This window comes from Streptomyces sp. NPDC050161 (assembly GCF_044460025.1).
Classification (GTDB): domain Bacteria; phylum Actinomycetota; class Actinomycetes; order Streptomycetales; family Streptomycetaceae; genus Streptomyces.
Genome location: NZ_JBITJM010000025.1, coordinates 73,984 through 98,716, shown reverse-complemented (window position 1 = coordinate 98,716; position 24,733 = coordinate 73,984). Strand labels below are relative to the sequence as shown.

Sequence of the window (24,733 nt, the reverse complement as noted above, 5' to 3'; positions counted from 1 at the left end):
TCGGTCCACCGTTCCCGGAGGGAAGAGCACGTGACCATGACTGCTACGAGATCAGCGTCAGTCGGCGTGCCGGCCTACAGCCAGACGTACCCGCGTACGGCGCAATCCTCCGGACCCGCTCGCCGACTGGTGTCAACGGCTCTGCACACATGGGCCCTTGACGCCATCCTGGACGACGCCTCGTTGATCGTCGCCGAACTGGTGGCCAACGCGGTGCAGCACGGCAGTGGCCACTCGCTGCGGGTCAGCATCAAACGCGTCGCCGCGCCTCGGGTGCGCATCGCCGTGACCGACAAGTCGCTTCAACTTCCCGTCATTCGACGTCCGCGCGCCGATGATCCATCGGGGCGAGGAATCCTGCTGGTTGACAGCCTGTCGGTCCACTGGGGCACCGACACCCGGTGCTGGGGAAAAGTCGTCTGGTCGGAACTCCTCATGTCCGGCGAGCACTCGTGACTGCCGAGTCGCGCGGCGCGCAGTCGGCGTGGCCAGTAACTCAAGCGGCCCCCCACAAAGATCTAGATCACGACCGACGGCAAGGACACCGTGAACGTTCCGGAAGATGCCCGAACAACCGGCTCCCGCCCTGAAGTTGGTGACGAGGTGGAATATCTGCCGGGCTTGCACGCGATTGTCACGGACATTCGCGAAGGCACCCTCTACCTGCGGGCCGGTCCGCGTGAATGGCCGGTTGAAAACACAGGTGCACTACGAGTCAAACGGCCCCGCGCGCAGCGGATCGCGGAACGTGACATCTGGTGACCGACGTACGAGCGATTCCTCGCCGGGAGGTCAACCGGCAGCGTAACGGCAATACCTTTTACAGGATGGCGAGTTGATGCATATCCCGTCCCCCCAGAAACTCCCCGAGCGGTTGCGCCCACGCGAACCCTTCATCACCCCGGAGGATCTGACCCGCGCCGCTTCCGACCCTTCCTACGCCTCACGTTTCGTTGACCTCCTCATCTCGACAGGCCGAATGAAGGCTGTCTGCGGTGAGGAGCCTCCTCTCACTCCGGAGCAGGAAGCTGCCGCACGCGCCATCAAGGGAGGTCCTGGCGGTGACGAATACACAGGCCCCTCTCGATGCGCCCTATGGCCCCGCCATCCCAGGTCGCATTACGCGGCTCTGCGCCACCTCGACCCGCACACCCTGTGGATCAAGTGGCGCTATCCGATAGGCCAGTTGCTGATCCTGCCCGACTGCGACGCCGTGAACGACGGACAGGTCTGTACCCACTGGCTGCGCCATCCCGGCCCGCACAACTACCCCGGACAAGGGCCGTAGCGCTCTCCGAGCCTCCGGCCCGTTCGCGCGACCCCGGGGCAAGCCCCACGATCCCCGTTCCGTCCGCCCCTCCTGCCCCGTGACGCGGACGGAACGGGCTACCCACCGCACCCTCCTGGACCGCAAGCGCGGCGGGTGGAGGGGCCTCCCGCAAGGAAAAGCGCGTGAGCAGCAACAGCGAAAGCAGCGTGGCCGCTGATCCGGGCAGGCCCCCGGCCAACCACCCACCCCACAAACTCCGGAAGGAAGAAGAGATGACCGTGAATCTCCACAACGACGGCGGCGACAAGCTCCCCGGATCCCCCTACCCCGGCCCCCACCAGATCCTCGGCGGCCCCGCCCTGATCGCGGCCAACACCGAGATCCGCCTCGCGAAGAAGAAGGGCGGCGACGAGCCCTGCGACCCGGCCTGCGACCCCAACGCGGAATGCTCCCCCGGCTTTCCCAGCAGCGAGTGCGACCCGAGGAGGTAGACATGGCAGGAGACCTCACCGACGCTCTCCGCGCCCTGATCCAGCCGCACACCGGAAAGATCACCGCGGTCAACCCCGCAGGGGGGAACGACTCGGACGTGACCGCGCTGATCGAATCGGAGAACGGCAGCTTCTTCCTCAAGGCGATGCACAACCGCCCCGGCGGGCGCCGAAACTCGATCACCCGGGAACGGCTGATCAACCCCTACGTCCAGCCGATCTCCCCGCCCCTGCGGTGGCATACCGAGAACGACGACTGGATCGCCCTGGGCTTCCAGGCCATCACCGGCCGGCGGGCCGACCTCCGGCCCGGCTCACCGGACCTCCCGGTCGTCGTCGCCCTCCTCAACCGGATCGGGGCGCTGCCCCTGCCCGACGTCGCACAAGACTGGGAGGAAGACCGCTGGGACCGCTTCTGCACCGACGAGGCGGAAGCGGACCTGCTCAAGGGCGACGCCCTGCTCTACACCGATGTCCACGAAAGCAACCTGATCATCCAGGGCAACTCCGCCTGGGCCGTGGACTGGTCCTGGCCCACGCGCGGAGCCGCCGTGATCGACCCCTCCCAATTCGCCATACAACTCATCGTCGCCGGACACAGCGCCGCCTCGGCCGAGCACTGGGCAGCCCGCTGCACCGCATGGGAGAAGGCCGACCCACACGCGATCGACGCCTTCGCCGCCGCCGCACTGCGCATGGCCCAGGCACGCAGTGAGCGCTTCCCCGACGCGAAATGGCTTGGCACCATAGTTGCCGCAGCTCAGGCATGGGCCGACCACCGGGGCGTACCCGTGTGAAGCGTGCCGTTGAACAGCGTGAGTAGACGAGCCCTCCGCAGCAGCGCGGCGGGTGCCACCCCAGTTCGCACTACGCGGCTCTGCGCTACCTCGCCCCCCCACACCTTGTGGTTCAAGTGGCGTGTGTCGAAGGGCAAGTTGCTGATCCTGCCCGACTGTGACGCCGTGAAGCACGGGCAGGTCTGTACCCACTGGCTGCGCCGTCCCGGCCCGCACAACTACCCCGGACAGGAGCCATAGCACTTTCCGAGCCTCCGGCCCGAGAAACGGACGTGTCGGTGCCGGTTGCACTCACCCGGACGGCTACAGCACGAGAAGGGAGGAAAGGAAAGCCGCTGTTACGGGCAGGCCCCCGACCACCCACCCACCCCACAAACTCCGGAAGGAAGAAGAGATGACCGTGAATCTCCACAACGGCGGCGGCGACAAGCTCCCCGGATCCCCCTACCCCGGGCCCCACCAGCCCCCGTCGCCCGACGGCGGCCCCGGTCGGCCCAACCCGCCCAAGGCCGTCTGACAGTGACCGCCCACGCGAACCAGGACCGCCCCGGCCTCAACGAGCTGGGGCGCGCCCTCATGGCCTCCGGCGCCCTCTCCTCCGACTGGGCCCCCGCCTACGCCGCCATGCCCCGATCCGCCGTCCTGCCCGACCTCATCTGGCCGTTCGACATGGCGGCCGGCACCAGCGTCCCCGTGTCCAAGGCCGAGGACCCCGACACGTGGCAGCAGTACGCGGACGCGGACGTCCCGATCGTCACCCAGTGGGACGACGGCACCAACCCCGGCACCGAGCCGGGCCACGTCCCCACCAGTTCCGCGTCCATGCCTTCCGTCGTCTTCCGCATGCTCCAGGATCTGGACCTCCACCCCGGACACAAGGTGCTGGAAATCGGCGCCGCCACCCTGTGGAACTCACTCCTCATGGCTCACCGGGCCGGGCCCGGCAACGTCACCGCCATGGAGGTGGACGAAGCTCTGGCCGCCGCAGCACGCGCCACCGCAGGACGGTTCGGCGACGCCGTCCAGGTCGTCCACGGAGATGGTTTCCAGGGCCACCCGGCAGGGGCGCCGTACGACCGGATCATGGCAACGTGCGGCCTGCGCACCATCCCCTTCACGTGGGTGGAGCAGTGCCGGCCCGGCGGCCTCATCGTCGCCCCGTGGGGGACGAACTACAGCCACGTCGACGCCGTGGCCCGGCTGGTCGTGGCACCCGACGGCAACAGCGCATCCGGCAGGTTCACCGGCCCCGTGGAGTTCATGAAGCTCCGCGCCCAACGCCTGCATGTCGGTGAACACTCCGACTACGTCACCGGCAGCGTGGCCGACGGCGACGAAACCTCCGCAACGATCACGGAGGAACAGTTCGTCGGCCGCCGATTCGGCCCCCAGCGCTTCGCCATCGGCCTCCGCGTCCCCCAGTGCTTCCACGTCGTGGCAGCCAAGGACGACGGCGCACGCCCGGTCTGGTTCTACAGCCTCACCGACCGCTCCTGGGCCTGCGCCATGTTCCGCGACGGCGACACCGCCCGGGTCTGGCAGCACGGCCCCCGCCGCCTCTGGGACGACGCCGCACACGCCTACCACTGGTGGGTCCACCAAGGGCAACCCGACCGAACCCGGTTCGGCCTCACCGTCACCGCCGACGGCGAACGCGTCTGGCTGGACGACCCGGCCAACTCCTGGGCGCTCTAGGGACTGTGTGAGGTCGTGGTAGTTCGACGACAGGACCTAGGACGACTCCCCCTCGCTGATGTCGATGTCGCCATTACGCGTCTGCACGTTCACGCTGTGGCTGCTCGTGCTGTCGTCCGCGACACCCACGGTGGCGTGCCCCTTCTTCGCCGCCGTACGGACCGCGTATGCCGATGCAGGCAGACCGAGTTGAACGTTGCCGTCCTGGCTCCGCACATCGACACGATCGGGTACGGAGGTGAGGTCGAGGTCGGTGTCGCCGTTTCGCGAGACGACGCTCACAGACATCGCGGAGATCCCGTCGCCCTGCACGGTTCCGTCGCGTCCTTCCAGGTGGAGGGCGGCGCCGCCGAGGTTCGACAACTGCACGTCGCTGTTGCCGTATTCAGCCGTGACCGCGACATTGCGCGGCACCTTCACGGTGTACTTCGCATCGCAGTTGACGGAAACACCATCACAATCCACCGAGAGTGTGAGAATCCCGCCCTTGAACTGCCATCCGGCATCTATCTCACCGCCGATTTTCGTGCCGCTGACCCGGCGTTCCACTTCGATGTCGTCGACGTCGGAGGCGATGAGGTGGAGGTCGGCGGAGTTCGACTTCACGGTCAGGCTGTCGCCGCTGAAGCCGAAGGACTTCGATTCAGGAGTGGCATTCGCCTGGTCGACGTCCGGGTCGCAGCCGGTTGCTGCGAGAGCGAGAAAGGCGGCTGCGCCGAGGGCGAGGATCGTGCGTGTCCGGCTGTCGTTCATTGTTTCCGTTCCCTAGTGATTCAGCTGCATGTTCGGTCGTCGTCCCGGTTCAGTTCAGGAGCGCAGAGCCCGGGCCGGGACGGTGCGGGAGACGCGGGCGGCCTGGAGTGCCAGGGCGAGGCAGGTCGTCACGAGCGTCACGGCGGCAAGCGCGCCGAGCGTCGCCCACGGGAGGCCGTCGAGCACTTGGCCCACGCCGACCTTGGCTCCCACGGCGATGGTGGTACTCGCCACCGCGAGGAAGACCGCGCTGAAGACGATCGCCGTGCCTGCGTAGATCACGCCCTCGTAGACCGTGGACCGCGTGGTGACGCCCGGCCGCGCGCCGGCGACGGTAACGACCGCGGAATCGCGGGTGCGCTCCCGCCCGACCAGGGCAATCACCGCCAGGCCACCGGACCAGGACACGACGAAGACCCAGCCCAGAACGGTCATGACATCGCCCAGCCCTGCGGTACTTCCGGGCATGACGTTGCCCATCGTCATGAACAGCGCGATGAACGACAGGGAGAGCGCGAAGGGCAGCACCGTGGTGACGCTTCGGGCTGCGCGCGTTCGGCACGACTGCACGGCGAGGTGCCAGGCGACGCCACGCGACGGGACGAGGGCGGTCCAAAGTTTCATCAGAGGTGTGAGCACCCACGGCCCCATCAGCAGCAGCAGGCAGACGAGGAAGAGGTTTCCGGCGAAGGCGAAGGCGGTCCGCTGTTCGATGCCCCCTTCAAGTTCGAGGCCGAGGCCGGGAATCCACATCCCGAGCACACCGGCGAGGAGGCAGAGGGCGAGAATGCTCCGCGCGACTCCGGGCCGCGCCGACGGATCGGAGTGGTCCCGGAAGGCGCGCATCTCCGGCGTCCTGGCGGCTCGGCGTGTGACGCCCCAGCCGCCGAGCAGGCACGGGACCACTGCGGCCAGCAGGCTCGCGCCGATGTGCCAGAGCTGGAGTCCGGCGGTGGCTCCGTGCAGGTCGAGTCCCGTCGCCGTCCACTGCGAGAGGGCGATGTTCGCGACGAAGGGGGCCAACGGTACGGCCAGCGCGCCGGCCACCGTGCCGAGGACCACCAGCTCGGCGCGGAGAACGGACCTGACACGGCGGCGCGGGATCCCGAGGATCACCCACAGGGCGTGTTCGCGTCGCTGAGTCGTCAAGGTCAGACCGACGGTCGAGGCGACGACACCCACGGCGGCCAGCACGGTGAAGAAGACGATGTTGCCGCCGAGCGCGATCGACGCGGAGACCATCCGTGCGTCGCCCGCCGTCCGCGCCGCCGAGACGGCGGTGAACATGGCGATGACCGAGCCCGCCGAGCAGACCGCGCCGACGACCGCACACGCGAGCGTCCACACCCACATCGACGCCTGCATGCGGACGTCCGACACGACGAGCCGCAACATGCCGCTCGTACCGCTCACGCCGCTCACGCCGCCGTCTCGTTCGCGTCGTCCTTCGACTGCGCCGCGAGGACGGCATCGCTCACCGTGTGCGGGTCGCCGCCGGAGATGACTGCGTGCACCCGCCCGGACCCCATCACCACGACCTGGTCGGCACGCGCAGCCGCATGCGGGTCGTGCGTGACCATGACCACCGTCGATCCTTGTGCGGGCAGTGCCTGCAGCCAATCGAGTACGACGTGACCGGACTTGAGGTCGAGCGCGCCGGTCGGCTCGTCGGCGAAGACGATCCGTGGCTGATTCGCGAGGACCCTGGCCACGGCCACGCGCTGGCGTTCGCCTCCGGAGAGCCGGTCGGGGCGCCGCCTGGCGTGCTGGGCGATGCCGAGCCGTGACATGGCCTCGCGGACCCGTGACTTGGGCACCCGATGGCCGGCGAGTCTCGACGGCAGACAGATGTTGTCCTCGACCGTGAGCGAGCTGACGAGGTTGTACTCCTGGAAGACGAAACCGATGTTCTCGCTGCGGAACGCGGCTTGCTTGCGTGGGCCGAGCGACAGGACATCCGTTCCGAGAATCTCGATGGAACCTGCGGTCACTCGCTCCAGGCCGGCCATGCAGAGCAGGAGCGTCGACTTTCCCGATCCGGAGGGTCCGACGATCGCGGTCAGCCGACCCTCAGGAATGTGCAGATCGATATCGTGCAGTACACGTGTCATTTCTCTTTTACGGCCGGGAATGGGGAAGTCCATACGGAGGCCGCGCATACGGATACACGGTGCGGAAATGGGGGCTGCGATAGGCATGGGATGATATTAGGCAGCGCTGAACACGCTCCGCACGGGTGTCAGCGCTACTTCGAGGTAGACCTAGGTCTACCTTCTTGAGATCCGCCGTATGTCATAATTATGGTCATGTCGCAGATTCGTGTCGCCCGAAGGATGCTGACGGAAATCATCGCAGCAATGGCCTTTCCGATTCTGCTGCTCTCCCTTCTTGTTGCACCGGCCTCGGCGGCCGTGCTGACGGAGTTGGACCGCTCGAGAGCGCGGTGGTGCGGCGTCGGCGCGATGCCGCTGCGGCCCGCGGACCAGAGCTGGGCGCAGTGGGTGGCGCGCCAACTGCGATCGCGGTCGATGTGGCGTACCGACCTCCCGGTCTTCGTCGCCGCCACGCTCCTTTCCGCGCTGTCACTGGTGGTGGCATTCTTTGGGTTCATCGGTGCCGCCGCGCTGGTTTTCTCTCCCGTTTTCTGGTCGTTCGGTATCGCCGCACAGGTCGGCCCTTTCACTCCGGCATCGCTTACGGAATCCTTTCTGGCGATGCCTGCAGGGGTATTTCTGGGTGCGGTGACCACAGGTCTTCTGACCGGAGTTTCCCTTCTCCGGGACCTCGTCCTGCGCGCTTTCTCGAGAAGCCGGGATCCGAATCTGCTCGCGAAGCTGGAGGAACTCCGCACCAGCCGGGCCTCGTTGACAACGGCCTTCGAATTCGAGCGCCGGCGCATCGAACGTGATCTGCACGACGGCGCTCAACAGGAGCTGGTCGCCGTCGTGATGCGCCTCGGGATGCTGGAGGCCGCAGCCTCGGCGAGCGGCGAGGAACGCATCGTGGAACTGGCACGTCAGGCACAGGACCAGGCCGAGCATGCGCTGGAACGGCTCCGGGAAACAGTGCGCGAGATCCACCCTCGTGAATTGAGCGACCTCGGCCTCGTCGCCGCCGTCCGCGAGCTGGCCGCGCGATCACCGCTGCGGGTCGAGCTGAACAGCACGGGAGATGACGCCCAGTTGTCGTCGCCGACTGCAACAGCGGCCTATTTCACGGTCTCCGAGGCGCTCACGAATATTACGAAGCATGCGGGCGTGGGCAGCGCTCGGATCGACCTGCAGTGCAATTCAAGTGGCGTACGTGTCTGCGTGCGTGACGACGGTGCGGGCGGCGCGGAAATCGACGCGGGTTCAGGACTTGCCGGACTGCGCGAGCGGATGCGAAGCATCGGTGGGGAGCTCGAGATCCGAAGCCCTGCGGATGGTCGCGGAACAGAAGTCGTAGCATCCGCTCCCGGCCAACCCACTTGGGAATGAAGTGAATGAAGGCGAACAGGTGAGGCAGAGGCCATGAGAATTGTCCTGGCAGATGACAGCATGCTGATTCGTGCCGGAATTCGGGAAATCCTGACATCCAACTCTCACGAGGTGATCCGTGAATGTGAGGACGCTACCGAACTGGTCGCCGCCGTCGACGAGTTCGCGAGTTCCGGGGCCGCACCGGACCTGGTGATCACCGATGTCCGCATGCCCCCGGGAAACACCGACGACGGACTCCGCGCCGCCATCGACCTGCGATCACGCCATCGGGATCTGCCGGTCCTCGTCCTTTCCGCCTACGTCACCGGACCGTACGTCCAAGAGCTGTTGAACGGTCCGGGCGCGGACGGGGCCGTCGGGTACCTGCTCAAGGAAAAGGTCGGCAGAGTCGTCGACTTCCTGCGCGTACTCGATACGGTTTCCGGTGGCGGCGTCGTGATCGACCCGGAAGTCGTCCGCTATGTCACACACGCGGACGCGCCCCAGGGCCCGCTCGCCCGGCTCACCGACCGCGAACGCGAGGTGCTCGCCCTTATGGCGGAAGGGCGCTCCAACGCGGAAATCGCATCAGCGCTGTTTCTTTCCGGAGCGTCCGTGAGTAAGCACGTGGCCAATGTGTTCGTGAAACTCGGAATGCCCCCGAACGAAGACAACCGCCGCGTCAAGGCCATTCTGACCTGGTTCGAGTACAACTACTGAGTTCAAGCCTGAGGGGTCTCCGTCGGCTGATCGGGCTGCCGCTGCTCGTTCTTGATGGATTCCACGCGCTCAGCAAAATCCGCAAGGGCCTGTCCTGAGCAAGGTCCGCATCCGGCTGCCCGTCGGCCGGCCCCGCACCCGGCCCGACGCGGTGGCCGGCGACAAGGCGTACTCCTCTCGCGCCAACCGCGCCTACCTGCGCAGGCGCGGCATCAAGGCCGTCATCCCGGAGCAGAAGGACCAGGCCGCGAACAGCAAGAGGCGCGGCAGCCGAGGCGGCCGACCCGTGACTCACGACCTCACACAGCCCCTAGCCGAACCCGCCCGCTACGGCTTTCCGTACCGAGGCTGCCTGGTTCACGCGTCGACCGATCCAGCTCGCAGGGCGCGAGGCTCGCACCCGTACTTGAATCAGAGTCTGAGTTTCGGCCACTGGTACCAGGGACGCGTGTGGTTGAGCTGATAACCGTTGTGAAGCGTTGGCGCTCACGCCCTTGGCAGCGCATGATGGAGACAGCGCTCTCACCCGCATGGACGCAGGAGAATGACAGCCTTCTCGGCTCTCAAGCCCGTCCCAACACAAGTGGAGTGGTTGATGCCGATTCGAATAGTGCATCACTCAGACACTCAAGTGGATGCATCACGGAACGAGGGACACCGTGGCTGTACTCAAGCTTTCACTCTTTTCGAACAACTTTCCCGAATTCTTCATCATCGATCACACCGGCCTTGCTGACATCGCCAAGATCGTAAACGAAGAGGATCGCCGGAACGCCACGTTCCAGTGGACCGGCCCCAGCCTGAATTTCGGCGAAAAAGGCATGCTGGTACGAGCAGTTGCGCCGGCGGGCTTCTGTCTGCGCATCGCGACGTTCGACAACTTCCGCATACACAGCAAGTTCTTCACCGGGATCACGGACCCTCAGGTCAAAGCCGAAGTCATCGAGGAATCCACATACGTCCTCGAACAGGCGGAAATCGACCCGAATCAAGCCTCGTTCCGCTCTGTGAAGTTCCCGGATCGATTCATCCGGCACAGGAACTTCGAGCTCTTTGCCGAGCCGGTGGTAACCCCTCCCGAGCTGCAGTCCGCATGTTTCAGGATTGCCCAGCCACTCCACCCGGCCGATTTTTAGACATGCCGGTGAGGTATCGCGGGCGCACGGCGACAGCCGCGACCACCCGCTGAGGAGGTCGCCGCCTCACCCCGCCGAGGAGGTCGCCGCCTCACCGCACCTCCCCCGCCTCACCCAGCGCATCCAGCAACGCATCCACCAATCCCCGGTCCCGTTCCTGGGTAAGGCAGTTGCGGGCTGCGGCCGGGGGTAGCCATACCACCCGGTCCACCTCGCGGTTGGGGATGAAGTTGCCGCCGGTGGCCTCGGCTGCCCAGTAGCGGACTTCTTTGGGGCGGCCGTCGACGACGTAGTGGGCGGAGGGGAGTTGAGGGCCGGGGGCGCAGGTCATGCCGGTTTCTTCCAGGGTTTCGCGTATCGCTGCTTCCCGGAAGTCCTCGCCCCGCTTCAGCTTGCCTTTCGGGAGGGACCAGTCTCCGTACTTGGGACGGTGTACGAGGGCGATCTGCGGGCCGTCGCCGTCCGGGACGCGGCGCCAGAGTACGCAGCCCGCGGCGCGGATCGGCCGTGGGGGCGATACCGGCACCGGCGGCGGGCTCTGCGGCACCGGCGGCGGGCTCTGCGGTGCCACCGCGTCGCGCCGCGCACCGTCCGTCACGCCGTGCCGCGTACCGCCCGTCACGTCACGCCGCGCACCGCCCGTCACGTCATGCCTCCCGTCGTGCGTCACGTGTCGCTCCTCTGCTGTGCCGGTCGTCAGTGCGGGCTGCAGGACGGTCGCGTCAGCTCCACCGGCTCTCCGGGGCGGGGGCCGGCAGCCACAGGCGGCCGAAGGTGAAGCGGGCCGCTGCCACGTCGTGGCGCTGGTCGGCGTGGAGCACGCCCAGGGCGTAGGCGGTGGCGGGCGCGATGCGGGGGGTGCGGGCGGCGGAGGCCGCGGCGTTGGCGGCCTCGGCGGCGTCGCGGTGGTGTTCCAGGGCGCGGCCCGCCTCGGCGAGGCGGAGGTCGGTCCGGTCGGGCGCCACGACTTCCTGGGCGTAGCGGCTGAGCCGTACCAGCGCCCTTACCTGGTGCCAGGGGGTGTCGTGGCGGTGCTCGGCGCCGAGCGCGTCGGCGGGGTACGGGTGACCGGCGCGGGCGAGCGGCAGGGCGGCGACGGCCTCGGTCAGCTGGTGGTGCGCGTGGTCGGCGAGCGGACGCAGGGTCTCGGCGGCCGGGCCTGCCACGGCTGCCCGGTCCAGGGGTGCCTCGGACGCCAGTACCGCCACCGAGTCGGCGAGGGCGTGGAAGCGGGCGGAGCCGAGTGCCTGGAGCGCCGCGGAGTGGGCGCGGGTGCGGGCGAGGGTGAGCTGCCGGTCGAGCAGCGCGGCGGCCCGCGCGGCACCGGCGGACAGCACGCTCTCGGCGTCCGGATCTGCGGCCTGCGCCGTAATGGCGGGACCAGAGGCGAACGGGCCGGTGGAGGCAGAAGGGCCAGTGGGGATGGAAGGGCCGGTGGAGGCGGAGGAGTTGGTGGAGGCGGACGGGCCCGCGGGTGCGGGGACGCCCGGCGCGATGGCCCCACCGGTACGCCCGCCGCGCCCCGCGCTCCCCGTACGGTCGCCACCGCCCACTCGCTCGCTCCGCTCCGTCCCCCGCCCCCGCCCGGTGCGTTCCGTCGCGGCGGTCGTGCGGGTGCCGCGTTCGGGGCGGCCGGTGAGGCGTTGCAGGGCGGCCATCAGGCGGTCGCGGCGCCTGGCGCAGGCGTGTTCGCGGGCCAGGGTGCCGGACAACCAGCCGAGTTCGGCGCGTAGTTGGTCGGCCCAGGTCTCCTCGGTCAGCGGGCGGAAGGTGTAGAGGGTGGCGCTGATCCGGCGGGCGGCGGCGCGCAGTTGCCTGGCGGCTGCCTCCGCGCCCTCCGCGTCGGAGCCGCTCTCGCGGTGCAGGCGGAGGCTGCGCAGGAACTCCGCGGACTGGCGGTGCAGGTAGTCGGCGAGTACGTCGCCGGCCGTGGCGTTCGCGGGCAGCGCGTCCCCCGGGGCGAACGCCCCGCCGTGCTCGCGCGTCCCCTCGGCGCCGTACGGCCCCCCGGCCCCCTGTGGCCCCCCTGAGCCGAACGGTCCCACTGGTTCCTGCCATCCCCCCGTGTCCTGCGGGCCCCCCGGCCCGTCCACCACCGCGGCGCGGGCGCCGGGCGCCCCGCCGGGTCCGTATCCGTTGCCGGAGCCGGGCTCGTATCCGTTTCCGATGCCGTTGCCGATGAGACCTGTCGGCCCCCCGGCCGGCAGGTCATGTCGCTGGGCCACGCCGGCGCCTCCGCGCGTCAATGAGCATTTCCTGTACGTTGCGCAGCGGCGCGCCATCGGCGTCCACCGCGTGCCGGGTCCAGTTGCCGTCCGGGCCCAGGTGCCAGGAGGAGGTGGAGTCCGACATCCCGGTCTCCAGCAGCCGGTTGAGTGCGACGCGGTGGGCCGGGTCGCTCACCCGCACCAGCGCCTCGATCCGCCGGTCCAGATTCCGGTGCATCATGTCGGAGCTGCCCAGCCACACCTCGGGCTCGCCGCCGTTGCCGAACGCGAAGACCCGGGAGTGCTCCAGGAAGCGGCCGAGGATGCTGCGGACCCGGATGTTCTCGCTGAGGCCGGCGACCCCCGGTCGCAGTGCGCAGATGCCGCGCACCCAGATGTCGACCGGCACACCCGACTGCGAGGCGCGGTAGAGCGCGTCGATGACGGCCTCGTCGACCATGGAGTTGACCTTGATACGGACGTAGGCGGGGCGGCCTGACCGGTGGTGGGCGGTCTCCTTGGCGATGCGCTGCAGCAGCCCTTCCCGCAGCGACCTGGGCGCGACGAGCAGGCGGCGGTAGGTGCCCCGCCGCGAGTAGCCGCTGAGCCGGTTGAAGAGGTCGGAGAGGTCGGCTCCGACCTGCGGGTCGGCGGTCAGCAGCCCGAGGTCCTCGTAGAGCCTGGCGGTCTTGGGGTGGTAGTTGCCGGTGCCGACGTGGGCGTAGCGGCGCAGGATCTCGCCTTCCTGGCGGACGACCAGCGACAGCTTGGAGTGCGTCTTGAGGCCCACCAGGCCGTAGACGACGTGACAGCCGGCCTCCTCCAGCTTGCGGGCCCACTTGATGTTCGCCTGCTCGTCGAAGCGCGCCTTGATCTCGACGAGGACGAGGACCTGCTTGCCGGATTCCGCGGCGTCGATCAGGGCGTCGACGATCGGCGAGTCACCCGAGGTGCGGTAGAGCGTCTGCTTGATGGCGAGGACGTCGGGGTCGGCGGCGGCCTGCTCAAGGAACGCCTGCACGGAGGTGGAGAAGGAGTCGTAGGGGTGGTGCAGGAGGACGTCGCGGGCCCGCACCGCGGCGAAGATGTCGGGGGCGGACGCCGACTCCACCTCGGCGAGGTCACGGTGCGTTCCGGCCACGAACTTGGGGTATTTCAGCTCGGGCCGCTCCAGCGCGCCGATGCCGAACAGGCCGGTCAGGTCGAGGGGCCCCGGCAGCGGGTAGACCTCGGCCTCGGAGACCTTCAGTTCCTGTACGAGCAGGTCGAGGACGGACGGGTCCATGGACTCCTCGACCTCCAGCCGCACCGGCGGCCCGAAGCGGCGTCGCATCAGCTCCTTTTCGAGCGCCTGGAGGAGGTTCTCCGCATCGTCCTCCTCCACCTCCAGGTCTTCGTTGCGGGTGACCCGGAACATGTGGTGCGCCCGCACCTCCATCCCCGGGAACAGCTCCTCCAGGTGGGCGGCGATGACGTCCTCGATGGGGACGTAGCGCTGCGGTGACGCCTCCAGGAAGCGGGAGAGCAGCGGCGGCACCTTGACCCGCGCGAAGTGGTCGTGGCCGCTGACCGGGTTGCGGACGACGACGGCGAGGTTCAGCGACAGGCCCGAGATGTACGGGAAGGGGTGCGCGGGGTCCACGGCCAGCGGCGTGAGGACCGGGAAGATCTGCTGGCGGAAGAGGGTGAACAGGCGGGCCTGCTCCTTCTCGGTCAGCTCAGGCCAGCGGATGAGGTGTATCCCCTGGTCGGCCAGCTCGGGGGCGACGTCCTGCTGGTAGCAGGCGGCGTGCCGGGCCATGAGCTCACGCGAGCGGGTCCAGATCAGGTCCAGGACCTCGCGCGGCTGGAGGCCGGACGCGGACCGGGTGGCGACACCGGTGGCTATCCGGCGCTTGAGTCCGGCGACCCTGACCATGAAGAACTCGTCCAGGTTGCTGGCGAATATGGCCAGGAAATTCGCCCGTTCCAGGAGCGGGGTGGCCGGGTCCTCGGCCAGTTCGAGCACCCGCTCGTTGAAGGCCAGCCAGCTGCGCTCGCGGTCCAGGAAGCGCCCGACGGGCAGTTCCTCGCCGTCCGCGCCGGGCACCCCGGTCTCTTCGTACGCGTCGGCGTCGGAGTCGAGGTCGGGTTCCAGCTCCGGTACCGTCGCGGCGACCGCGTTCGGGCGGTGGGCCGCGATGGATCCCACGGACGGCTGCGCCGAAACCCCGTTGACCTGCGAAGACGCCGTGGAGGGCGCCGGGGCCTGCCTCTCGGTCTTGCTCTGGGCCTGAACGCTCGGCTGCTGGTTCATGTCCTCATTCTTCCGCGTCTGGGCGATTTCAGGCGCGTCGGACGGAGGCGGCGCTACACGGAGCCGCGGGTGGGGGACGTTCGGCACAGCGGGCTGCATCCGCCGATGCTCGCAAGCGAGTTTGAATGATCGGTAACGCGAACGTGGCGACGAGGCAAGCGGGGGGCTACCGGCAGGCGGCCGGAACGGGAATCGGCAGGCAGAAGGCCGGGCCGGGGCAAACGCCCCCGGCCCGGCCTCCTCGTCCCCGCGGGGCCGGGCGGGTGACACCGCCGTCCCCCGGCGCCCGGCGGCGCCCCTCCCGTCAGCCGTGCCGGCGCTTCATGACACGGAAGGCGATCAAGGTCAGCGCCACGGCCAGCACCAGCACGATGCCCGCCTCGGTCCAGGCCAGCTGCCAGTGGTGCGACACCGGGTGCTGGTCGACGTAGCTCGCCACGATGCCGCGGTCGTGCACGCAGGACTTGTAGTCGGGGCCCGCTTCGCAGGCACCGCTGGGCAGCCGGGATCCGGCGGCGGTGAGACTCCCCTGGTCCAACGGCCAGGCGTTGTCCGGGAGTTGCTGCGACTCCCCGCCCTTGAAGACCGCGGTGGCCGGCGCCATCAGGTACGGCCGGACCAGCTGGAGCACCATGTTGACGACCACCATCACGCCGAGCGTCACGGCCATCGACGTCACCGTCCGCCGCAGCAGCAGCCCCGCCAGCGTGCCGACGGCCAGACCGAGCAGGCACTGCGCGACGGGCACCGGACCGAGCGCGGCGTAGCCGGTCGTGGAGTACCAGTACGAGCCGGTCACCTCGTCGCCGCCGACCTGCCACATCCACAGGAAGACCGCCGCGAGCGCCACGGAGGTGACCACCGCGGCGGCGGCCGGCAGCGCGACCTTCGCGGCCAGCCAGCGCAGTGCGCCGACCGACTGCGTCAGGACGAGCTTGTGGGTGCCCGCCTCGAACTCGCGGGCCATCAGCGGCGCTCCGACGAAGATGCCGATCAGGATGGGCAGCGCCAGCAGCCCCATCTCGGCGAGCCGGAACGGCGAGCCGTAGGAGGCACGGAAGGCGTCCACCGCGTCCTGGGTGCCATCACAGTGCGGGTCGAGGGAGATCGCCGAGCAGCCCGCGATGTGGTGCTCGTCGATGAAGCCGCTCATCTGGCCGCGCAGCACCGCCATATAGACGCAGCCCGCCACCAGCACGGTGAGCAACACCGCGAAAACCATGCGGTGTTGGCGCCACACCAGCCACACCAGCCCGCCCGTCCGCGCCCTGTCCGCCCCCTGCGCGAGCTGCCCGCGCCCGGTCGCCCCAAGATCTGCCGTCGTACTCATGCCGCTGCTCCCTTACCCCTGCGCCCGCAGCTGTCACTGCCGCCGCCGTGGCCGAGATGACCACTCGTGTCACTCATGTCGCTCGTGTTGCCTGTACCGGCCGTGCCACTCGTACCGCTGGTGCTGCTCATACCGCTCACGTTGCCCGCGTTGCCCGCGTTGCTCCCACCGCTCGTGCCGATGCGCTGCCGCTGACCGTCGCCGTCCCCCCGGAGCCGCGGGCCGTTGCGTGGCATCCCGGGGATGCCCGGCTTGTGCCGCAGCCGCGGTCCCCCCGGCCCGGCGCCAGGACCGGCCACGGCGGGCGCGTGGGGCCTGCACAGGATCGGCTCGGCGCTCGGCGCGATCAGCGCGGGCACGCCTGGCGCCCGCAGATACGCGAGCAACAGCTCTTCCAGGGAAGGCTCGACGGCCTCCCACGGCCCGTCCACCGGACCCTGCCGCCGCACCATGGCCGTGAACTGACGCCCACTCACCTGCGCCTCGACGACGGCATGCGCGGCGATCCGGGACGGCAGCCCGGCCCCGGAACCGCCCAACTCCCCCATCAGCAAGCTGTGCGCACCGATGACGTCATCCACCTCACCCGCGAGCCGCACCCGCCCCTCACCCAGCACCAGCAGGTAGTCGCAGACCCCGTCCAGCTCGGCGAGCAGGTGCGAGGACATCACGATCGTGGTGCCGTACTCGGCGGCCTGGGCCATCAGCAGGGCGGTCATCCCGTGCCGCACCAGCGGGTCGAGGTCCGCCAACGGCTCGTCAAGCAGGAGGAGTTCGGGGCACCTGCCCAGGGTGAGGGCGAGCGCCACGCGGGTCCGCTGCCCTCCGGACAGACTGCCGACGCGGGCGTCCAGCGGCACCCGCCCCTCGCGCACGACCTGTTCGGCGCGCTCCTGGCACCAGCCGACGGGGTTCAGTACGCGGCCCATCCGCAGCGTCTCGTCGACCGTCAGCCGCGGATAGAGCGGCTTGTCCTGGGTGAGGTGGCCGATGCCCGTCCGACCGGCGGGCTTGGCGGGGTCGGCGCCGAAGACCCGCACGGCCCCTTCGGCGGGCCGGGCCAGGCCCGAGAACAGCGACAACAGCGTGCTCTTGCCCGCGCCGTTGGGCCCGGCGAGCGCGCAGATGCGGCCGGCCGGCAGTCGGAAGGTGCAGTCACGCAGTGCCCAGCGGCGGCGGTACCGCTTGCCGAGGCCGACCGCCTCGATCGCGGTACGCCCCGAGGCCCGACCGGTCGGAACACCCATCGGCCGCATCCCCTCCCCAGCCATTCCACTAATTAAGTAGTGAAAGGGTGGGGGAAGTGGGCTGCGCCTGTCAACCTGCGCCGCATACGCTGCCCCGATGTCCGCCTCTCCCGCGCCCGCGCTCCCGCCGCTCCCCTACACACCAGCCCACCCCCTGCGCACCGAACGCCTGGACCTGCGGCCCGTCACACTCGACGACACCACCGCGATCCACGCCTACCGGTCCCTGCCCGAGGTCAGCCGCTACCTCTACTCGGACCCCGTCGACGAGACGACGGTCCACGAAACGGTCGCCGCACAGGCGGCCCGCACCACCCTGCGGACCAGCGGCGACGTCCTCCAACTCGCCGTCGTCATCCGCGAAACGGGCCACCTGATAGGCGACGTCACCTTCGTCCTGACCAGCACCACACACCGCCAGGGCCGCATCGGCTACGTCTTCCACCCCGCCCACTCCGGCCACGGCTACGCCACCGAAGCCGCCCGAGCCCTCCTCGAAATCGGCTTCAAAGACCTCCACCTCCACCGCATCCAGGCCGAATTGGACGGCCGCAACACCGCATCGGCCCGCCTCCTGGAACGCCTCGGCATGCGCCGCGAGGGCCACCTGCGCGAGAACGAATTCCTCGACGGCGAATGGACCGACGAGGTCATCTACGCGATGCTGGCCGCCGAGTGGCGGGCACTGCGGGCCCCGGAGGGCCGGCAAACGCAGATTTCACCGGCTCCCTGACCCGCTCCCCCTCACAGGGCCCAGGAGTCCGCCGGTTCGTCCAGCCAGGCCCGCTGCTCCCCGCCCGCCGTGACCGTGAGGCCGAACCGCGTGTGGTCCGGCGCGCCCCGGCCGGTCCACCACCGGTGCGCCGCCTCCACCTCATCCCACAGGCGACGTGGCCCCGACTGGTGAACGACGGCTCCCTGCTCGCCGTCGCTCCACACAGCAGCCGCCCACGACCGGCTCGTCAGGTCGAAGAACCATGCCTTCGCCGCCCCCGCGTCCGCCCGGTTGACGACATGCGCGCAGCCGGGAACACGCAGCCCCAGAACGAATCGGGCCGCCGCGTAGCGGTCCCCCAGATCCGCCAAGGTCATCGCCGTACGGGACACCTCGGCATCCCCGGGGAACTCCGGTACGTGCTCCCGGAACCGGTTCCAGTCCAGGCGCTGATCCCGCAGCTTCATGAACTCCACCAGGCGCAGAAACGGGCCGCACGCGCTGCCGTCCTCCCCCACGACCAGCCGGACGAGGGCGTCCTGATCGCTGTAGTGCGTTCCCCAGGGAGCCAGGACGATCCCGCCCGGCCGCGTCTGCTCCAGCCAGCGCGGCGACACGGCCCGCACACCCGCCGTGACGATCACCCGGTCGTACGGCGCCCCGCCCGGCCAGCCGTCCCCGCCGTCCCCCCGCACGACCGCAGGGTCGAGCCCGGCACACGCCAACGCCTCTCGGGCACGGTCGGCCACCGCCACGTCGATCTCCACACTGACGACGTCTCCGCCGCCCAGACGACGGGCGAGCAACCCGGCATTCCACCCCGTACCGGTGCCGACTTCGAGCACCCGCATCCCCTCGGCCACGTCCAGATCACGCAGCATCGCCGCCACGACCGACGGCATACTCGCCGAGCTGGTCGGCACGGTCCCCGGCTCGGCACCCGAGTGCCGCCCGTCGTCCCACTGCGTCACCAGCGGAACATTCGCGCGAGCCACCCGCTCCCACTCGGCGGGGTCGTCCCCCCGGCGGACGGACACACTTCGGCCGGTCGCCATGTCGTGCGCCCAGACGAGTTCGGGCAGAAACAACGACCGCGGCGTACCCCGGAACGCCTCCGCCCACTCGGGCGCCAGCACTCCCGTTTCGAGGAGGGACCGCACCGGTTCATCACCGGCGCGGTCGTCCTTCTCGGAGTTCAGAGTCACTTCCGGTGCGTCCCGTCACCAGGCGGCATCTCCCCGTCCGGGGGCGGCGGAGGAGGCGGCGTCCACGGCTGACCGGGGTGCCCGTCGCCTCCGCCCCCTTGCCCTTGGTCTCCACCGTCCACGGCAGTAATGCTCGCTACGCCAGTCATGCGCATTGCTCTCCTCAATCGGTCAGACGGCCTCAAAGGTCAAATGGTGCTCTCGGCCGACTACCCCGCTTCAACGACCTGCCATTCGCTCCAACACCCGGACCTACGGGGCGCGTTGAGGCACACAGCAGGCAACAGCCACCCCCTCACCACGCCACCCGCAAACGGCTGACCAGCACGCGTCGGGCGTCGTTGAGCAGGCCGCAAGGCGAGGGGCGGACCTGGCGGATGATGCCGTGGCGGGGGAGTGCGGCGCCTTGGTGTTCCACGCCGCTCATGACCGGGTCGCAGCCCGCCAGGACGAGCCCGTAGACGAACTGTGTCGCGTCGTCCGCGTCTCCGAGGGCGGCGCGGGCCGCTGCCAGGGCGGTACGGGCCTTCGTCCGCATATGAGTGAGCAGGGCCCGGACGCCGCAGGTGTCACGGCCGGTCTCCAGGTCGGTGCGGCTGGCGCCGAAGCGCAGCAGCTCGGTCTCGGGAATGGTGAGGAAGCCGCGCCGCAGGTCAGCGGCGAGGTCGGCCAGATCGTCCACCCGCTGGGCGGCGTCCATGACCAGTCGCACCGGGCGCTCGGGCACGGGCTCGGCGGCTGCCAGCCATACGGCGCACTGCATGCGGGCAGCCGGCATGCCGATGTGGTCGACGGTGTCGTCGTGGTCCTGCTCGGTGGCGTAGCCGGTGGTCCACAGCCGTTCGGCCTGGCCCACCAGGTAGTCCTCCACGTCGCGGTGCGCGACGCTCCGGACGTCGACGGTGTGCAGGAACGCGCGCAGGAACGGCTGGTCGGCCTGCCCGGTGAGCAGCCCCCGGCGGACCTGACCGGCCCAGGCGTGGAACCGCGACGGATCGCACTGCCGCACCGGCACGTCCACCAGGCAGTCGGCGTACAGGGCGAAGGCCGACAGGGCGTAGAAGTGCGGTTGCCATGCCGGGGGGAACAGCAGGCGGATGACGGAGTAGAAGGCCGGATATCTGCGTGCCGCCAGGCGGGCGGCGGCGGTGTAGTCGTCGCGCAGAGCGCCGGTGGGCACGCCGGCGACGGTCATCGTGAGCCGCCAAGGCGTGGCGTGCGAGGTCAGCGAACGGAGGGTCGGGAGGGGCAATGCCCGTACGGTACAGGCGAGTTCACGGGGCGTAGACCTGGACGGTGTCATGACCACCGGTCCGGTCGCCGTTCGCCGGCCGTCTTGAGCCGGTCCAGCAGGCTGAGGCCCACTTGGGCGGCGAGGTCACCGGGCAGGCTGAGCAGGTCCGACAGGCTGGGCAGACCGTACAGGCCGGGTGCGGTGGGGGTGGCACTGTCGGGGGAAGCGGGGAGCGGGGTGTCCGGCGGGGTATCGGCGTCCACCGGGCCTGGCTGTTCCGGGATCAGGCCGCCGAAGCGGCGCTGGCGTTGCCGGTAGAGGTCCAGGGTGTGCCGGAAGTGGCCGGAGCGGAAGTCCGGCCACAGGACGTCGAGAAAGATGAGTTCGGCGTAGGCGCAGTGCCACAGCAGGAAGTTGGACAGCCGGTGCTCGCCTCCGGTGCGGATGAGGAGGTCGACGTCCGGGAGTTCGGGCCGGCAGAGATGGCGGGCGAAGGTCTCGGTGGTGATCTCGTCGGCGGGGGTCTGTTGTGCGGCCAGGGCACGTGAGGCGTCGACGAGGTCCTGACGCCCGCCGTAGTCGACCGCGAGCGTCAGATGCAGGGTGCTGTTGTCGCACGTCAGCTCCTCGGCGTCCCGCAACGCGGCCATCGTCGGCGCGGGGATGCGGGAGTCGGCCCGGCTCAGAATCCGGATCCGTACGCCCTGCTGGTGCAGACGCGACGCCTGCCGGCCGATGATCTCCTGCGGGAGGACGTTCACCAGGAAGTGCACTTCCTCCTCCGGACGTGACCAGTTCTCGGTGGAGAAGGCGAACAGGGTCAGCCACTCGACGCCTTCGCTCAAGGCGCTTTCCACGGCCGAGTTGATGGCGAGCCTGGCCGCCAGATGGCCGTGCGTACGGTCGAGCCCGCGACGCTTGGCCCAGCGACCGTTGCCGTCCATGATGCAGGCGACGTGCCGAGGGGGAGTCTTCGACGCCATCCACACTCCAGGGGTCACTTACCGCATTCATATGAATACGAAGAGGTGCATTCCCTGGAGGAGTCCGCTGCACTCCTTGCCGTCCCGCCTCTTCCGGGGGATGCCGCCCAGGGGGCTGCGGCGGGCGGGAGTCCGAGGACGGGGAGGCCGTCACCCGGCCTCCGCCCCCAGGTCGACCACCGTGCAACGCCGCAGCTCCACGACGAGTTGGGAGGCCAGGAACCACGACGCGTGCGGATGACCGTAGGGCAGGTAGCCGTCATCCGAAGCGGCCGACAGCACCGTGCCGCGCGGCGCGTGGAAGCCGCCGAAGACGCCGCGCGGGCGGGGCTTCCGTACGCGGACGGCGACCGGCTCGGACAGGTGCGGGCAGTGCCGGACGGCGAGCGCGGCGCACGGCACGCAAACCGGCGGCTTGGTCCCGTACTTGCCCTCGGGCCAGCCCGGCGACAGCTCGTCGCCCCCGGGCCGCGGCAGGAGGAAGAGCCACCCCCGCGACGTCCGCCCGGCCGACCCGCCGCAGACCTGGCACAACCCCTCCAGCAACGCCCGCCGCTGCCGAACCGGGTGCACCTTACGGAAGTTGGGCTTCCCCTCCCCCGGCGCCTCGACCAGCCGACTCCACAGCACACCGTGCGCGTCCCGGTCGCCGGGCGTCTCGTCGCGGTAGCCGATGCCTGCCCCGTCCGCCCGTACCGTCAGCGAACGTACGGCCACCCGTTCCCCGCTCCAGGCAGTGATGAACGGAACGGGCACCTTGCCCTGCCGGTCGGGGTGCAGCATGCCGTGGCCTCCTTTTCACGTCGCACTCCCGGGTGAAGTCGCCCCGGGATGCGCTCAGTTGGTCACCGTGGCAACGCGGCGGGCAATAGAATGGCGTCACTTGAACCGGCAGCGCTCAAGTCATCAATCTGCCGCTCCATTGACGTGTGCCCACATGAGAGAGGCCACAGCGTTGGACGAGACGACCCCGCCCGAGCACTTGAATCCACTCCAGCGCTTCGGCCGCGACGTCAGAGAAGTACGCCTGGCCCGCAAGCTCACGCAGAAGCACCTGGGCAAGGCGACGGGATACTCCGAGGGTTACGTCAGCAAGGTCGAGTCCGGCACGCTGCTGCCCAGACCGAGCGAGAAGTTCGCCAAGGGATGCGATGTCACCTTTGGAACCGGCGAGTTATTCATCGGACTGCTGCGGAGGATCGACGAGGGGGATCACCCGAGCTGGTTCGTCCCGTACCTCAACCTGGAGCGGAAGGCTTCGCGGATACTGGATTACTCGGCGAACCTCGTAAAGGGCATCCTCCAGACCCAGGACTATGCGCGGGCCATCTTTCGCTCGTACTTCTCGCAAGAAGCAGCAGAAGCCATCGAGGACAAGACCGCCGCACGGCTACGACGCCGTGACGTGTTCGAGCGGGAGAGTCCGCCGCTCCTATGGACCATCCTTCACGAAGCATGCCTACGGACGGTCGTAGGGAGCGGCGAGGTCATGGCCGGTCAGCTTGCGTATCTGCTGACGGCGGCCACTTCACCGCACATCACGCTTCAGGTGATGCCGTTCGCAGCAGGCGCTCCAGCCGCCTCTACAAGGCCCTTCACTGTGCTGCGTTTCACGGACTCCCCGACGGTCCTCTACACGGAGACCCGGGTAGGAGGAAGGATGCACGACTCCGCACAAACAGTCGAAGCTGCCCTCGATGACTACGATCTGCTGAGGGCACACGCGTTGTCCCCGGACCGATCACTGGACCTGATCACAACTGTGCTGAAGGAGTACCGCGCATGAGCCCCAGCCTGGATCTCACCACCGCCGAGTGGGTCAAGTCGTCCTACAGCGACGCCAATGGCGGGGACTGCATCGAATTCTCCCGCACCTTCACCTGGGTCAAGTCCTCCTACAGCGAAGGCAACGGCGGTGAGTGCATCGAATTCTCCCCCGCCCTCACCAAAGCCCACGGCGTTGTCCCCGTCCGAGACAGCAAGAACCCCACCGGCCCCGCGCTCACCTTCCCCGCCAGCGGCTGGACCTCGTTCGTATCCGCCGTCAAGGGCGGGGAGTTCGGCGACCGCTGACCTCGGTTACGGGCGGTGTGACGGGACCGGGCGGAGTCTGGGCCAGCGGGCGAGCATGCGGTGGCGCAGGGCCGTGCTGAGACTGCTCAAGGCGTTCAGGTCGGGGCGGTCGGCAGTCAGGCGGGCGACGACACCTAGGCGGTGGGCGAGCCGTTGGCGGGCGGTCGCGGTGCCCCACTTCCAGTCGCGGTGCGGGATGCGGGCCAGGTGGTCGGTGGCTCCGCGGTGGGCCTTCTGGACGAGGGCGTCGCCCCGTAGCAGCCAGCCGGCGCACGCGTCGGTGAGGTCGCCGTAGGGTTCGGTGCCGGTCGCGGTGTGCCAGGCCGTGCGGTAGGCGGTCTCCGCGCGTTCCAGCAGCGGGTCGGCTGCCGTGGTGACGCACCAGCATGTGGGGAAGCCGATGCGCAGGTAGGCGAGTTCCGTCAACCCGCTGCCCAGTGAAGCCTGTTCGAAGTCGATGAACCTGATGCCGTGGGCGGTGTGCAGGTCGTTGCCGGGGCAGGGATCCCCGTGGAGGAGGGCGTGTCCGGGTGCCTGGCCGAGGCGGTGTACGAGGTCGTCCAGCTCGCCGGATGCGCCGGGCGGTACGGGGACCTCAAGGGCGTCGGCGAGGCCGATGAAGGAGGCGACGTCCGCCGCGTCCGGGCCCTGCCAGCGGGGGAGCGTTCCGGCGTCATCCGGGCGGGCGGTGGCGTGCAGCCTGGCCAGTGCTGCCGCGTAGCCGACGATCCAGTCCGCGGGCGGGCGTTGGTCGTCCAAGTGCTCCAGGACCAGCAGGCGTTCGGCGGGGTCGGTGGCGAGGAGGGCGGGTGCCACGGGGGCGTCGGCGCGGGCGGCGAGCCGCAGGGCGGTCACCTCGCGGGTGTACCGCTCCTCGGCGCCGGGACCGTCGACGAACTGCTTCACCACCGCCGGGCCCCCGGCCAGCTCCACGCGCCACACACGGGAGCGCGGACTGCTGTCCAGACGCCGGGCGCGCCCGGGGGCGCCCAGCTCTGCCCGTAGCTCGTCCCCGAAGGACGGTCGCGACCGCATGGGCGCATCCTTCCATGTGAGGGGTCAACTCGGCGGCTGCGGAAGGGGAGCGGCGACGGCGAACGGCCCCGTGAGCGCGGATCGC

General features: G+C 69.4%; 25 protein-coding genes and 2 pseudogenes. 14 read left to right on the top strand and 13 right to left on the bottom strand.

All coding sequences use genetic code 11. The annotated features are described in order from the left end of the window. Positions 1-36: 36 nt before the first annotated feature. From ACIBK8_RS31005 to ACIBK8_RS30975, 7 genes are all read left to right on the top strand, one after another. Positions 37-456 (top strand): ATP-binding protein, encoded by a 420-nt coding sequence (locus ACIBK8_RS31005; protein WP_399045522.1) that lies wholly within the window; start codon positions 37-39, stop codon positions 454-456. A gap of 90 nt (positions 457-546) precedes the next feature. After that, complete coding sequence (locus ACIBK8_RS31000; protein ID WP_399045478.1) at positions 547-762, top strand: hypothetical protein; 216 nt, start codon at positions 547-549, stop codon at positions 760-762. A gap of 76 nt (positions 763-838) precedes the next feature. Next, positions 839-1,288, top strand: coding sequence for a hypothetical protein (locus tag ACIBK8_RS30995; RefSeq protein WP_399045476.1), 450 nt, complete (start codon positions 839-841; stop codon positions 1,286-1,288). A gap of 254 nt (positions 1,289-1,542) precedes the next feature. Further along, entirely contained in the window at positions 1,543-1,761 is a 219-nt protein-coding gene (locus ACIBK8_RS30990) for a hypothetical protein (RefSeq protein ID WP_399045474.1), read from the top strand. Positions 1,762-1,763: 2 nt separating this feature from the next. Beyond that, positions 1,764-2,558, top strand: coding sequence for a hypothetical protein (locus ACIBK8_RS30985; RefSeq protein ID WP_399045472.1), 795 nt, complete (start codon positions 1,764-1,766; stop codon positions 2,556-2,558). A 394-nt stretch (positions 2,559-2,952) separates the two neighbouring features. Beyond that, positions 2,953-3,075, top strand: coding sequence for a hypothetical protein (locus tag ACIBK8_RS30980; protein ID WP_399045471.1), 123 nt, complete (start codon positions 2,953-2,955; stop codon positions 3,073-3,075). Between the two features lie 59 nt (positions 3,076-3,134). Continuing rightward, positions 3,135-4,253 carry a protein-L-isoaspartate(D-aspartate) O-methyltransferase gene (locus ACIBK8_RS30975; protein WP_399045520.1) on the top strand — a complete coding sequence of 373 codons (1,119 nt, stop codon included), beginning with the start codon at positions 3,135-3,137 and terminating at the stop codon, positions 4,251-4,253. 36 nt (positions 4,254-4,289) lie between these two features. On the opposite strand, the gene ACIBK8_RS30970 is transcribed toward ACIBK8_RS30975, so the two are convergent. From ACIBK8_RS30970 to ACIBK8_RS30960, 3 genes are read right to left on the bottom strand one after another with little or no spacing between them, the layout of a single operon-like run. Next, a complete protein-coding gene (locus ACIBK8_RS30970) occupies positions 4,290-5,006 on the bottom strand; it encodes a DUF4097 family beta strand repeat-containing protein (RefSeq protein ID WP_399045469.1) in 717 nt (238 codons plus the stop codon). A 54-nt stretch (positions 5,007-5,060) separates the two neighbouring features. Beyond that, on the bottom strand, positions 5,061-6,428 hold the full coding sequence (locus ACIBK8_RS30965; RefSeq protein ID WP_399045468.1) for an FtsX-like permease family protein: 1,368 nt from the start codon (positions 6,426-6,428) through the stop codon (positions 5,061-5,063). Further along, on the bottom strand, positions 6,425-7,117 hold the full coding sequence (locus tag ACIBK8_RS30960; RefSeq protein ID WP_399045466.1) for an ABC transporter ATP-binding protein: 693 nt from the start codon (positions 7,115-7,117) through the stop codon (positions 6,425-6,427). The genes ACIBK8_RS30965 and ACIBK8_RS30960 overlap by 4 nt, the downstream gene beginning before the upstream one ends. A gap of 195 nt (positions 7,118-7,312) precedes the next feature. Here ACIBK8_RS30960 and ACIBK8_RS30955 point away from each other — a divergent pair, with 195 nt between their 5' ends. The 4 genes and pseudogenes from ACIBK8_RS30955 to ACIBK8_RS30940 all read left to right on the top strand — a co-directional run bounded on the left by ACIBK8_RS30955 (position 7,313) and on the right by ACIBK8_RS30940 (position 10,323). After that, a complete protein-coding gene (locus ACIBK8_RS30955; RefSeq protein ID WP_399045464.1) occupies positions 7,313-8,485 on the top strand; it encodes a histidine kinase in 1,173 nt (390 codons plus the stop codon). Positions 8,486-8,518: 33 nt separating this feature from the next. Further along, positions 8,519-9,187 carry a response regulator gene (locus ACIBK8_RS30950; RefSeq protein WP_399045462.1) on the top strand — a complete coding sequence of 223 codons (669 nt, stop codon included), beginning with the start codon at positions 8,519-8,521 and terminating at the stop codon, positions 9,185-9,187. Between the two features lie 79 nt (positions 9,188-9,266). Further along, a pseudogene (locus ACIBK8_RS30945) lies at positions 9,267-9,485 on the top strand (IS5/IS1182 family transposase); the annotation flags it as partial. Positions 9,486-9,846: 361 nt separating this feature from the next. After that, entirely contained in the window at positions 9,847-10,323 is a 477-nt protein-coding gene (locus ACIBK8_RS30940) for an AbfB domain-containing protein (protein ID WP_399045461.1), read from the top strand. 91 nt (positions 10,324-10,414) lie between these two features. Here ACIBK8_RS30940 and ACIBK8_RS30935 read toward each other — a convergent pair whose 3' ends face one another. The 5 genes and pseudogenes from ACIBK8_RS30935 to ACIBK8_RS30915 all read right to left on the bottom strand — a co-directional run. After that, positions 10,415-10,870: an NUDIX hydrolase gene (locus tag ACIBK8_RS30935; protein ID WP_399045518.1), complete on the bottom strand. Its 456-nt coding sequence runs from the start codon at positions 10,868-10,870 to the stop codon at positions 10,415-10,417. A gap of 175 nt (positions 10,871-11,045) precedes the next feature. Further along, complete coding sequence (locus ACIBK8_RS30930) at positions 11,046-12,605, bottom strand: CHAD domain-containing protein (RefSeq protein WP_399045460.1); 1,560 nt, start codon at positions 12,603-12,605, stop codon at positions 11,046-11,048. Next, positions 12,532-14,826: an RNA degradosome polyphosphate kinase gene (locus ACIBK8_RS30925; RefSeq protein ID WP_399045459.1), complete on the bottom strand. Its 2,295-nt coding sequence runs from the start codon at positions 14,824-14,826 to the stop codon at positions 12,532-12,534. Before ACIBK8_RS30925 ends, ACIBK8_RS30930 begins: the two co-directional genes overlap by 74 nt. Before the next feature lie 304 nt (positions 14,827-15,130). After that, positions 15,131-16,156, bottom strand: a complete 1,026-nt coding sequence (locus ACIBK8_RS30920) for an ABC transporter permease subunit (protein WP_399045458.1) — start codon at positions 16,154-16,156, stop codon at positions 15,131-15,133. Between the two features lie 326 nt (positions 16,157-16,482). After that, a pseudogene (locus ACIBK8_RS30915) lies at positions 16,483-17,403 on the bottom strand (ATP-binding cassette domain-containing protein); the annotation flags it as partial. 97 nt (positions 17,404-17,500) lie between these two features. On the opposite strand from ACIBK8_RS30915, the gene ACIBK8_RS30910 reads away from it, so the two are divergent. Beyond that, positions 17,501-18,136 carry a GNAT family N-acetyltransferase gene (locus tag ACIBK8_RS30910; RefSeq protein WP_399045456.1) on the top strand — a complete coding sequence of 212 codons (636 nt, stop codon included), beginning with the start codon at positions 17,501-17,503 and terminating at the stop codon, positions 18,134-18,136. Between the two features lie 11 nt (positions 18,137-18,147). Here ACIBK8_RS30910 and ACIBK8_RS30905 read toward each other — a convergent pair whose 3' ends face one another. From ACIBK8_RS30905 to ACIBK8_RS30890, 4 genes are all read right to left on the bottom strand, one after another. After that, positions 18,148-19,323: a methyltransferase domain-containing protein gene (locus ACIBK8_RS30905; RefSeq protein WP_399045455.1), complete on the bottom strand. Its 1,176-nt coding sequence runs from the start codon at positions 19,321-19,323 to the stop codon at positions 18,148-18,150. A gap of 295 nt (positions 19,324-19,618) precedes the next feature. Further along, complete coding sequence (locus tag ACIBK8_RS30900; RefSeq protein WP_399045453.1) at positions 19,619-20,575, bottom strand: squalene/phytoene synthase family protein; 957 nt, start codon at positions 20,573-20,575, stop codon at positions 19,619-19,621. A gap of 47 nt (positions 20,576-20,622) precedes the next feature. Then, positions 20,623-21,540 carry a polyprenyl diphosphate synthase gene (gene uppS / locus ACIBK8_RS30895; RefSeq protein ID WP_399045451.1) on the bottom strand — a complete coding sequence of 306 codons (918 nt, stop codon included), beginning with the start codon at positions 21,538-21,540 and terminating at the stop codon, positions 20,623-20,625. Between the two features lie 150 nt (positions 21,541-21,690). Then, entirely contained in the window at positions 21,691-22,323 is a 633-nt protein-coding gene (locus ACIBK8_RS30890; RefSeq protein ID WP_399045449.1) for a hypothetical protein, read from the bottom strand. Positions 22,324-22,495: 172 nt separating this feature from the next. Between ACIBK8_RS30890 and ACIBK8_RS30885 the strand changes: the two genes are divergently transcribed. Both ACIBK8_RS30885 and ACIBK8_RS30880 read left to right on the top strand, forming a co-directional pair. Next, positions 22,496-23,326 carry a Scr1 family TA system antitoxin-like transcriptional regulator gene (locus ACIBK8_RS30885; RefSeq protein ID WP_399045447.1) on the top strand — a complete coding sequence of 277 codons (831 nt, stop codon included), beginning with the start codon at positions 22,496-22,498 and terminating at the stop codon, positions 23,324-23,326. Continuing rightward, complete coding sequence (locus ACIBK8_RS30880) at positions 23,323-23,613, top strand: DUF397 domain-containing protein (protein ID WP_399045446.1); 291 nt, start codon at positions 23,323-23,325, stop codon at positions 23,611-23,613. Before ACIBK8_RS30885 ends, ACIBK8_RS30880 begins: the two co-directional genes overlap by 4 nt. A 6-nt stretch (positions 23,614-23,619) precedes the next feature. Here the strand turns inward: ACIBK8_RS30880 and ACIBK8_RS30875 are convergent, their stop codons facing one another. Further along, on the bottom strand, positions 23,620-24,648 hold the full coding sequence (locus tag ACIBK8_RS30875) for an aminoglycoside phosphotransferase family protein (RefSeq protein ID WP_399045444.1): 1,029 nt from the start codon (positions 24,646-24,648) through the stop codon (positions 23,620-23,622). Between the last annotated feature and the right edge of the window lie 85 nt (positions 24,649-24,733).